We start from the raw sequence: 9,844 nt of genomic DNA, 5'->3' as shown, positions 1-9,844 counted from the left end.
GTCCGTACCACCAGGTCGGATAGACGAACAGGATCGCTTCGGCCCAGTTGAGCAGTTCGAAATGCGGCTTCAGTGCCGGGTCCTGCGGCGCCTGGTCATTGTAGGAGCGCCGCTCGTCGCAGCCCATCACCGGGTCGAATTTCTCCGCATAGAGGTCGAGCAGCCGCACCTCCCAGCCTCGTCGCATCAGCACGTCGATGGCAGTGTCGCGGATGGCGGCGCAAAAGCTCTCGGGTACCGGATGGCAGTAGACCACCAGTGCGCGCATCAGAACTCATCCATGCGGGCCGCGACCTTGGTCGTGAAAGCCTTGCGCGAGCCGTCGGTAGACAGGTTCATCGCGTAGTGCGCGAGGTAGGTCACCGGCGCGCCCGGTTTGACGGTGGCGCGCAGCATCCGCTTGATCAGCCTGCGCGGCGGATCGCCCATCAGCAGGGCGCGGAACCGGCTGCCGCCGTAGGTGGTCACCGCCGCAACCTTGCGAATGTTGTGCAGCGACGGCTGCGCCTTGCCGTCGACCAATTTGAACGACACGCCGGGCAAGAACACGCGATCGAAAAAGCCTTTCAGGATCGCTGGAAAGCCATAGTTCCAGACGGGATAGGAAAGCACCAGCGCATCGGCGCGCAGCAGGCGCTCGACATAAGGCGCGACAGCGTCGGCGGGGCCACGTGGGTTGTGGTAGTCCAGCCGCTCCTGGCGCGTCAGTCGCGGATCGAAACCCTCGGCATAGAGATCGCAGTCGTCGACCGTATGGCCCGCCGCCGTCAGGCGCTCGACGATCATCCGGTGCAGGCCGGCATTGAAGCTGGTCTCGACCGGATGGGCGTAGAGGACGAGGATGTTCATCATCCTACCTTCTGCAGCCCCCTGAACAAAAAAGTCCGCCCGGAACGGTAGTCGTAGTCCGGGTTCTCCCAGGCGATCATCTTGCCGGGGTTGAGGAGCCCTTGCGGATCGGTCTGGCGCTTGAAGGCGAGTTGCACCGCGTCGGTCTGCTTCATGCCGCCCTCTTCCAGCGTGTAGCGATGCGGGTTGAAGATCGGGCAACCGTTCGCTTCATGCAGGCGCACGATCTCGTCGAGCCGCGCTTCGGTCGTGAACTTGACCAGCGGCAGGCCGAAGCAGGTAATGTTGCCGTCCAGCCGCACGAATTCGAGATGCGAGAAAACCTCGCCCGGAAACATCGCATCCATCTTCTCGACAAGCGCCAGCTGGTTGGGAAAGGGATAGAGCGACTGCAGATAGGTGATCGAAGGGTCGACGCGCAGCGCCCTCAGCGTGGTGTGGTTCCAAGCCAATTCATAGGCCGGCGGCAGGCCTTTTTTCTCATCCGGCGTCGCCGTGGCCGCATTGTAGATCACCTCGCCGCCGGCACGCCGGGTGAAGGCAAGAAAAGCGTCCAGCCCGGGCTGCGCCACCATGACGACGCAAATGCTCTGCCCGTCGCTCAGGAATTTCTGGTGCCGCTTGAAATAGAGCTGCGGCACGGGTGCCGCTATCGGCGTGATCAGCTTGGTCAGGATGCCATCCTGACAGGCCAGCGCATTGCCATAGCGGGCCGCATCCATGAAAGCGTCGAAGCCGACAATGACGTCGATCCAGTCATACGCCGCGGTCAGCGGCATCTCGACTTCCGATATGATGCCGTTGGTGCCGTAGGCATGGGTCACCTTGTGCAGATCCGCGCCGGTGAGCTCGAGCGCTTTCGGCTCGGCCTCCATGGTCACCACGCGCAGCCGAAGCACATTGCCGAAATCGCGCAACCCGCCGAAATTGATCGAGCCGATGCCGCCCGAACCGCCGGCGATGAAGCCGCCAATCGAGGCTGTGTTGTAGGTGGAGGGCGATAGCCGCAGTTCCTGCCCGGAATGCGCCCGCGTTGCCTTGTCGATATCGGCCAGGATCGCCCCCGGCCCGGTCACGACGCGACCCGGAGCGATCGACTTGATCTCGTTCATCTCGGCAAGGTTGAGCACGACGCCGCCGGAGAGCGGCATCGCCTGGCCGTAATTACCGGTGCCGCTGCCGCGCGGTGTCACCGGCACGCCATGACGATGACTGGCGGCAAGCACGCGGATCAGTTCGGCCTCGTTCTTCGGCGTCACGATCAGGTCGCCGGTGACATGGTCGAGCTGCTGCTTCAGCACCGGGCTGTACCAGTAGAAGTCACGGCTCTTCTGCTGGACGATGGCCGGATTGTCGTCGACCTTCAGGCCTTCGAGATCGCGTTTGAGCGCCGAAACATCCATCATTCCACCATCAGTTCGTCGAGTTCGGCATAATCTGGCAATTGGCGGTCGATCGCCTTGCCGCCGCGCACCACGATGCGATCCGATTCGGGCCGCGACAGCAATTCCGTCCAGCTTCGGCCTTTGAACACGATGAAATCGGCATCACCGCCGGCAGCCAGCGTGCCGAAGCCATCAAACCGCATCACCTTGGCCGGCGTCGCGGTGACCGCTTGCGGCCAGTCGGCGACCGGATGATCGAAATGCAGGATGCGCGTCGCCATGCGGTAGACCTCCAGCATGTCGAGATCGCCATAGGCATAGAAGGGATCACGCGTGTTGTCGGAAGCAACCGCCACCGGAATGCCCCTCGCCTTCATCTCGTGCAGCAGCGTCACGCCACGCCAGCGTGGCGTGGTGCCGTCGGCGCGCCGGTCCTGCAGATAGAGATTGCACATCGGCAGCGAGACGACGGCGAGCCCCGCTTTCGCCACCTTGTCCAGCGTGTCGAGCACGTCGAGATCCGGCTGGCGCGCCAGCGAGCAGCAATGGCCGACGAGGATCTTTCCTTCGAAACCGTTCCACAGAGCGGCCTCGGCGATCTTCTTCAGCGATATGGCGGAAATGTCGTTGGTCTCGTCGGCATGGAAATCGAGATCGAGGCCATGCTTGATGGCCTGCGCGAAGACGTGATCGAGCAGCTCTTCGAGGTCCGGCGCCATATAGGTGACGACACCGAGCACGCCCTTTGCCGCGGCAACCCTCTTTGCCAGCCTGTCGAACCACTTTTTGTTGCGCACGCCTTCGACGCCGAGCAGGCAGGCGCCCTGCAACTCGATGCGGCCGCGCCATTCCTCGCGCATCGCCTCGAACGCCGGCCAGGAGATTTCCTCCTGCGGCGCGACGCTGTCGATGTGGGTGCGCAGCGCCCTTGTGCCATGGGCGTAGGCGCAGCGCAGCGAGAAATCCATCCGCCGCGCCAAATCCTCGGCGCTCCAGCGTGCCACACGATCGGCATCGGCGGCATTCAGCGCGCCCATGAACGTGCCGTCGGGATTGGGCTTTCGCGGCCAGATATGGCCCTTGTCGATATGCGTGTGGCAGTCGACGAAGCACGGCAGCACGATGCGACCGCCGAGATCGACGGCGTCGGCAGACGCTTTCAATCGGCCATGCGCGGCGATGTTGGAAATCTTGCCGTCGGCGACAGTGACGTCGGCAAGCGCGAAGCCATCGCTATCGGGGACAGCAGCGAGCCCCGGTGTCAGGGACGCGTGAAGCCTGACGTTGGTAAGCCGGTATGAACCAGTGTTGGGAATCAAGGCCTAGCGCTCCTGCTTCAGCGCGCTTTCATGCCAGCGCCGCAAGATGAGATGCGATATCAGCGACAGCACGAGGAAGATCAAAATGCCGGTCAGCGAGATCAGGAACAGCGCCGCGAACAGCCGCGGCGCGTTGAGCCGGTAGCCGGCCTCGATGATGCGCGAGGCAAGGCCGGACGACTGGCCGGTGGTACCGGCAACGAACTCGGCCACCACGGCGCCGATCAGCGACAGGCCGCCGGCGATCTTCAACCCGCCGAGGAAATAGGGCATCGCCGCCGGCAGCCTGAGATAGCGCAATTGCTGCCAGCGCGTCGCGCCGTTGAGCTTGAACATATCGCGCAGATTGCGGTCGACGGAGTTGAGGCCAAGCGTGGTGTTGGACAGGATCGGAAAGAAGGCGACGATCCAGGCGCACAGCAGAAGCTTGGTCGTCTGGTCGTTCACATAGATGTTGATCAGCGGAAAGATCGCCACGATCGGCGTCACCTGCAGCACGATGGCGAAGGGGAAGAACGACATCTCGACCCATTTCGACTGCGCGAACAGCACCGCCAGCCCGACCCCGCCTATGACCGCCAGAGCCAAGCTGAGAAAGGTGATGCGCAAGGTGACCAGCAGCGAGGAAAACAGCAGGCCGGCATCGTTGTAGAGCGTCCACAGCACCACGCCGGGACGCGGCAGGATGTATTGCGGGATCTCGTTCCACACGCAGATGCGATCCCACAGCCAGATCGCCAGGATCATGATCGCCAGCGGCAGCACCCAGCGGCCGATCCGTTCGAACCGCGCCTGGCGCACGCGGCGTGCTTCCTCGGGGTCGAGTTCGAGCACGCGCTCGTCAATGGCCGTCATAATGCGCGCCTGCTGTTGAGTTGATGGCCTTGACCAGCACGTCGGAAGCCTGACGGCACAGTGCCGCATAGTCTGGCGAGGTGCGAAACGCCTCGTCGCGCGGATAGGAGGCCTCGATGGCGAGTTCGTCGAACACCCTGCCCGGCCGCGCCGCCATGACGACGACGCGGTTGGACAGGAACACGCTTTCGAAGACACTGTGGGTGACGAAGACGACGGTGAACCGTTCGTCCTGCCACAGTTCCAGGAGATCGTTGTTGAGCTTGAAGCGGGTGATCTCGTCGAGTGCCGCGAACGGTTCGTCCATCAGCAGCACGCGCGGTTTGGTCACCATGGCGCGCGCTATGGATACGCGCATCTTCATGCCGCCTGACAGTTCGCGCGGCACCGCGTTTTCGAAGCCGGTCAGGTGAACCCGCGCCAACATCTCCGTTACCGCCGGTGTCGCCTTGGCGTGCGAAATGCCTTTCAGCCGAAGCGGTAGCCAGACATTGTCGAAAACATTGGCCCAAGGCAGCAGCGTCGGCTCCTGGAAGACGAAGCCGATGTTCGAGCGGTCGAGCGAGCCGCCACCGCGCCAATCGAGCACGCCGGAAGTTGGCGTCGACAGGCCGGCGATCAGCCGCAGCGCCGTCGACTTGCCGCAACCCGACGGCCCGAGCAGGCTGACGAAATCGCCTTCCCGGATGGTCAGGTCGACGTCGCTGAGCGCCGTCACGCCGTTGGAGAACACCTTGCCGACGCCCTTCAGCGCCAGGAGCGTCGGGGCCGCACCCGACGCAGCCGGCGCTTGCGCCACTTTTTCCCTTATCATTCCGGGGCGGCCTATTTCTTCAGCTCGAGCCCGACGCCTTTGTTGATGAAGGTCAGCGTGTAGGCCTTCTTGATGTCGATGCCGGCTGGCGTGACCTTAGCCTTTACCATCTTGTCGTAGAAACTCTTGATCCGCGCGTCGGTCATGGCGCCGATGCCGAGCTTTTCGGTGTCGCCGGAATCGGCCAGGCCGAACTTCTTCATCTGCTCGATCGAGAACGCGATCTGCTCGTCGCTCATGTCGGGATTGTCTTTCTTGATCATGTCGTTGGCGGCTTTGTTGTCGCCGTAGAGATATTTGTACCAGCCCTTGGCCGAGCCATCGACGAAGCACTGGACCACCTCCGGCTTCTTGTCGATCGTGTCCTGCATCACTTCGATCGTCGTCGAATATGTGTCCCAGCCATAGTCGGCGAGCAGGAACTGGTTCGGCACGAAGCCGCCTTCCTTCTGGACCGCGAACGGCTCTGAGGTGACGTAGCCCTGCTGGATCGACTTCTTGTTGGCGAGGAAGGGAGCGGTGTTGTAGGTGTAGGGCGCGCGTTTGGAGGCGTCGAAGCCGAGTTCGATGACCATCCACTGGAAGAAGGTCTGCACGCCCTCGTCGCCCAATATGTACTGGTCGGCGTTCTTCAGGTCCTCCCATTTGTCGAGCCCCTCGCCGGGGTGGGACATGATGACCTGCGGGTCCTTCTGGAAATCCGCCGCCACCACGCGCATCGGTATGCCTTGCTGGACCGCATCGAAGGCCGACAGCAGATTGCCGCCCATGTAGAAATCGATCTTGCCGGCCAGCAGCATCGGCCGGCCGCTGACTTGCGGACCGCCCTGCATGATGGTGACGTCGAGGCCGCAGGCGGCGTAGGTGCCGTCCGCCACGGACTGGTAATATCCGCCATGTTCCGGCTCGGCCAACCAGTTGGTGCCGAAGGTGACTTTCTCATTCGCAGCCGCACCCAGCGTGCTGGCTGCAAGCAGGGCCACAACCGCCACCGAGATCTTCTGTTTTCCGTACATCGACACCACCCTCTGTTTGCTCCGGCGCGCCACGCGCCAGGCTCGACACCAAAGATTCAAGAAGCAAGACACATGCCACCGGCGTCTGGCGCCGGGACCGCCCGCTTGAAAGACGTTGCCATGCCAAGCGCGAACGGGTCATGCTGTACGGAAGGCATCGTGCCTATTTTTTGAACGGCTGTCCACAATCGCCCGGGCAACATGCACCGCCATCTTGAAGGTGTAATGAGTCCGGCTTTAGGTGGCGGCATCCAGGAGATTGCCATGTTCAAATTCCTCACCCCGAAGTCCATCAAGCCGCCCTTTGCCCGCTACAGTCACGGCGTCGAGGTGCCGGCCGGCAAGCGGCTTGTGCTGTGCTCGGGCCAGGTCGCCATCACCGCCGACGACCTGATTCCCGAAGACGCCGGAGCGCAGGCCGAACTCTGCTTTCAAAACATCGCGGCGATTCTCGGCGAAGCCGGCCTGGGTCTCAGGGATATCGTGCGCATCAACGCCTATGTCACCGACCGCGCGCATCTGCGGCCCTATATGGACGTCCGCGACCGGCTGTTTTCGAGCCCCGCGCCAGCGTCGACATTGATGATTGTTTCCGGCTTTGCCCGGCCCGAATTCAAGGTCGAAATCGAGGCCATCGCGGCGGGGTGATCGACAGGCCGCCCGTCCCGCGCTAGGTCTGCCTGACCATTGAAGAGGCATGACATGACCGTACCCAAAAGACGCGTGTGGTGGGGCGACTACCGGACCACCGAATACGCCTCGATCGATCCCGAGGCGACCATCGCCGTGCTGCCAGTGGCGGCGATCGAGCAGCATGGGCCGCATCTGCCTGTTTCGACCGACACGTCGATCATGAACGGCATGCTCGACACGGTCATTTCGCGCCTGCCCGACGATCTCGACATCCGCATCCTGCCGGTGCAGGCCGTGGGCAAATCCAACGAACACCTGCATGCGCCGGGCACCCTCACTCTGCCGGCAACCACGCTGATCGAAGCCTGGACCGAGCTTGGCCTGTCGATCGCGCGCGCCGGTGTGCGCAAGCTGATCGTGGTCAATTCGCATGGCGGCAACGAGGAGATCATGGGCATCGTCACGCGCGAATTGCGCGTGCGCGAAAAGATGCTGGCGGTGAAGACCAGCTGGCAGCGTTTTGGCCGTCCGGCCGGCATGTATACCGAACTGGAGGACCGTCACGGCATCCATGGCGGCGATGTCGAGACCTCGCTGATGCTGCATTTCCGGCCGGACCTCGTGGACATGGGCAAATCAGACAATTTCGTTTCCAATGTCGCCAAGGCCGAAAAGGAATTTTCGCTGCTGCGCCACACCGGCACCCACGCCTTCGCCTGGATCGCCAGCGATCTCAACCCGAACGGCGTCGTCGGCGACGCCAGCATCGCGACGGCGGAGAAGGGCCGGCTGACGGCAGAATATCAGGCCGACGGCTTCATCAGCCTGCTGCAAGATGTGCGCAAGGCGAAGCTCGCGGAGTGGTTGACGTAGCCTCCAAACCAGTGGCAAGCGCTGTCATCGCTATTCCAGATCCTCTTGAACAAACGAGGCGATGGAGGAGGCGGATCAGACGAACAACGATATGGGGGCAAAGCTAGCTGTCGATCCTCAGCGCAAAGGGCGTGCCTTCAAAGGCGTCCGCGCCGCGCCCGATCGATTCGATCGCCTCGACCATGCGGCCGTTGCGCTCAAGCAACGCATCGGCCACGGCGATCAGTCGCGGATTGGGCGTTGCCGAAGGCGACAGCGCCCGCAGCGTCCGCGCCAATTCGGCCTCGTCACGCTTCGGCGCCAGTGCTGCCGCGATGATATAGGCCGAAGCCGTCGAGCGGCTGATGCCGGCATAGCAATGCACGAGCATCGGCCTTGCCCGGTCCCACCGGCGCGCGAAATCGAGCAGATTGCGGACATGGTCTTCGCCCGGCATGGTCATGCCGTCCTGCGCCACCGCGATGTCGTGCATGACCAGATGCAGGTGGTTTTCCCTCGAGATCGAGGCCGGCCGCACCACCTCCGTTCCGGCGGCGAGCAGCGAAAGCATGCGGTCGGCGCCGGTCCTGGCCACCGTTTCCTCGATCTTTGCAAGCGAGCAGACATGGATCATCGTTTTGAACCCTTCGATTGATGCTTGCGCCGCGACGCCCACTCGGCAAGTGCGGATTCGAGCCGCTGCCATTCCTCCTCACTGCCCGGCAGGCCGGCGCGCAGAACGTCAGGCCGGTCGGCAAAATGGCGAAGCAGGATGCCGCGCTCGCCGAGCGCTGCAAACAAATCGGCGGCATTGGTCAGACTGAGGAAACGATACAGTGTGGTTCCGCCCGCAACAGGAACGCCGAAGCGGCTGAAAAGCGCATCGAGACGCGCCGATTCACCGGCCAACGACGCCCGCATCACGTCCTGCCACCCGATGTCGGCAAGCGCGCGGATGCCATATTCCAGCGCCGGGCCGGCGACGGCCCATGGTCCGAACTGCGTATCCAGCCGGTCGACCGTCGCAGTATCGGAAAGTGCAAAGCCGAGCCGCAGCCCGGCCAGGCCAAAGAACTTGCCGAACGAGCGCAGCACGACGAGGCCGCCCCGACCGACATCGCCCGCGACGCTGTGCTGACGCGGGCCGACATCCATGAACGCCTCGTCGACGACCAGCAGTCCGCCCTTGGCGCGCAATCCGGCGGCCAGAGCCAGCAACCGGTCGCGCTCTATGACACGTCCATCCGGATTGTTCGGATTGACGATGATGACGAGGTCGGCGTCCGCCAACGCTTCGAAATTATCGACCTCCGCCACCTGGTGCCCGGCGATCGCGGCAGCGCGGGCATGTTCGGCGTAGGTCGGACCCAGCACCAACGCCTTGCCGGGCGAAATGAGCGACGCAACGCGCGGCAACAGGATCTGCGTGCCCGGCGCCGCCACGACGTTGGCTGGCGACGGCGCGCCGTAAGTACTGGCCGCGATCTCTGTCAGGTCGCGTGTGCGCGCGGCTTCCGGCAACCGCGACAGCGAGGTGGCGGGCAGGTCGAAAAGCGGGTAGGAGTGCGGATTGATACCGGTCGAGAGGTCGACGAAAGGCAGCAGGGCGTTGGGGAAAAGCACCCTCGCGCGGCCAAGACTTCCACCATGGTCCACAACCGCCCCATTAAGAAGCTTCATGTCAGTCCTGATCGCTTTCCTGTCATTGGTCGTCGAATTCGCCCTCGGTTACCCCGACTGGCTGTTTCGCGCCATCGGCCATCCGGTGACGTGGTTCGGCAGGCTGATATCCTTTCTCGACCGCAGGCTCAACCGCGCCACTGATCCCGACGCGCTGCGTCGCAAGCGCGGTGTCCAGGCGCTGCTGGTCATCGTGCTGGTGCCGGCGATAATTGGCCTGGGCGTGCAGATCCTGTTCTGGTTCGTTCCCATGGGCCTCGTCATCACGGCCCTTCTGGCAACGTCGCTTCTGTCGCAGAAGAGCCTCTATGAGCATGTCGAGGCGGTGGCTGACGCCCTCGACACCGGCGGCATCGCCTTGGCCCGCCTTGCCGTTTCGCGGATCGTCGGTCGAGCGTTTCAGGGTCGCGACCGACGATCCGCGAAACGGCAAGGCGGGCC

General features: G+C 63.3%; 12 protein-coding genes. 3 read left to right on the top strand and 9 right to left on the bottom strand.

Annotated features, from left to right (window positions below; genetic code table 11):
* The 7 genes from EN884_RS13150 to EN884_RS13120 form a co-directional block, all read right to left on the bottom strand.
* A partial coding sequence (locus EN884_RS13150; RefSeq protein WP_206617589.1) for an NAD(P)H-dependent oxidoreductase occupies positions 1-268 on the bottom strand: 268 nt, incomplete at its 3' end.
* Entirely contained in the window at positions 268-849 is a 582-nt protein-coding gene (locus EN884_RS13145; RefSeq protein WP_063170260.1) for an NAD(P)H-dependent oxidoreductase, read from the bottom strand. The genes EN884_RS13145 and EN884_RS13150, both read right to left, overlap by 1 nt.
* The gene (locus EN884_RS13140; RefSeq protein ID WP_063168222.1) at positions 849-2,252 is read right to left on the bottom strand and encodes an FAD-binding oxidoreductase; all 1,404 of its coding nucleotides are present in this window, start codon (positions 2,250-2,252) and stop codon (positions 849-851) included. Before EN884_RS13140 ends, EN884_RS13145 begins: the two co-directional genes overlap by 1 nt.
* Complete coding sequence (locus EN884_RS13135) at positions 2,252-3,553, bottom strand: cytosine deaminase (protein ID WP_013531129.1); 1,302 nt, start codon at positions 3,551-3,553, stop codon at positions 2,252-2,254. Before EN884_RS13135 ends, EN884_RS13140 begins: the two co-directional genes overlap by 1 nt.
* 3 nt (positions 3,554-3,556) lie before the next feature.
* Complete coding sequence (locus EN884_RS13130) at positions 3,557-4,408, bottom strand: ABC transporter permease (RefSeq protein WP_063168223.1); 852 nt, start codon at positions 4,406-4,408, stop codon at positions 3,557-3,559.
* The gene (locus EN884_RS13125; RefSeq protein WP_063168224.1) at positions 4,395-5,222 is read right to left on the bottom strand and encodes an ABC transporter ATP-binding protein; all 828 of its coding nucleotides are present in this window, start codon (positions 5,220-5,222) and stop codon (positions 4,395-4,397) included. Before EN884_RS13125 ends, EN884_RS13130 begins: the two co-directional genes overlap by 14 nt.
* An 11-nt stretch (positions 5,223-5,233) precedes the next feature.
* Positions 5,234-6,238, bottom strand: a complete 1,005-nt coding sequence (locus tag EN884_RS13120) for an ABC transporter substrate-binding protein (RefSeq protein ID WP_013531126.1) — start codon at positions 6,236-6,238, stop codon at positions 5,234-5,236.
* A gap of 264 nt (positions 6,239-6,502) precedes the next feature.
* On the opposite strand from EN884_RS13120, the gene EN884_RS13115 reads away from it, so the two are divergent.
* Together EN884_RS13115 and EN884_RS13110 are read left to right on the top strand one after the other, a co-directional pair.
* Positions 6,503-6,886 (top strand): RidA family protein, encoded by a 384-nt coding sequence (locus tag EN884_RS13115; RefSeq protein WP_024501344.1) that lies wholly within the window; start codon positions 6,503-6,505, stop codon positions 6,884-6,886.
* Positions 6,887-6,940: 54 nt separating this feature from the next.
* On the top strand, positions 6,941-7,744 hold the full coding sequence (locus EN884_RS13110; protein ID WP_063168225.1) for a creatininase family protein: 804 nt from the start codon (positions 6,941-6,943) through the stop codon (positions 7,742-7,744).
* A gap of 103 nt (positions 7,745-7,847) precedes the next feature.
* On the opposite strand, the gene EN884_RS13105 is transcribed toward EN884_RS13110, so the two are convergent.
* Both EN884_RS13105 and cobD read right to left on the bottom strand, forming a co-directional pair.
* Complete coding sequence (locus EN884_RS13105) at positions 7,848-8,357, bottom strand: tyrosine phosphatase family protein (protein ID WP_063168226.1); 510 nt, start codon at positions 8,355-8,357, stop codon at positions 7,848-7,850.
* Positions 8,354-9,403, bottom strand: coding sequence for a threonine-phosphate decarboxylase CobD (cobD, locus tag EN884_RS13100; protein WP_082826475.1), 1,050 nt, complete (start codon positions 9,401-9,403; stop codon positions 8,354-8,356). Before cobD ends, EN884_RS13105 begins: the two co-directional genes overlap by 4 nt.
* Here cobD and EN884_RS13095 point away from each other — a divergent pair.
* Positions 9,402-9,844: cobalamin biosynthesis protein (locus tag EN884_RS13095; RefSeq protein WP_164894998.1), on the top strand; the 443-nt coding region annotated here is incomplete at its 3' end. The two genes, cobD and EN884_RS13095, sit on opposite strands and share 2 nt — an antisense overlap.

The organism is Mesorhizobium sp. M7A.F.Ca.AU.001.01.1.1, assembly GCF_004022735.1.
Lineage (GTDB): Bacteria > Pseudomonadota > Alphaproteobacteria > Rhizobiales > Rhizobiaceae > Mesorhizobium > Mesorhizobium ciceri.
Note: the sequence above shows the minus strand (reverse complement) of the source record. Positions and strands in the feature narration are given on the sequence as shown.

Excerpts from the sequence above, each read along its gene's own strand:
- EN884_RS13145 (WP_063170260.1), bottom strand. The coding sequence starts at position 849 with ATGAACATCCTCGTCCTCTACGCCCATCCGGTCGAGACCAGCTTCAAT.
- EN884_RS13140 (WP_063168222.1), bottom strand. The coding sequence starts at position 2,252 with ATGGATGTTTCGGCGCTCAAACGCGATCTCGAAGGCCTGAAGGTCGAC.
- EN884_RS13130 (WP_063168223.1), bottom strand. The coding sequence starts at position 4,408 with ATGACGGCCATTGACGAGCGCGTGCTCGAACTCGACCCCGAGGAAGCA.
- EN884_RS13125 (WP_063168224.1), bottom strand. The coding sequence starts at position 5,222 with ATGATAAGGGAAAAAGTGGCGCAAGCGCCGGCTGCGTCGGGTGCGGCC.
- EN884_RS13120 (WP_013531126.1), bottom strand. The coding sequence starts at position 6,238 with ATGTACGGAAAACAGAAGATCTCGGTGGCGGTTGTGGCCCTGCTTGCA.
- EN884_RS13115 (WP_024501344.1), top strand. The coding sequence starts at position 6,503 with ATGTTCAAATTCCTCACCCCGAAGTCCATCAAGCCGCCCTTTGCCCGC.
- EN884_RS13110 (WP_063168225.1), top strand. The coding sequence starts at position 6,941 with ATGACCGTACCCAAAAGACGCGTGTGGTGGGGCGACTACCGGACCACC.
- EN884_RS13105 (WP_063168226.1), bottom strand. The coding sequence starts at position 8,357 with ATGATCCATGTCTGCTCGCTTGCAAAGATCGAGGAAACGGTGGCCAGG.
- cobD (WP_082826475.1), bottom strand. The coding sequence starts at position 9,403 with ATGAAGCTTCTTAATGGGGCGGTTGTGGACCATGGTGGAAGTCTTGGC.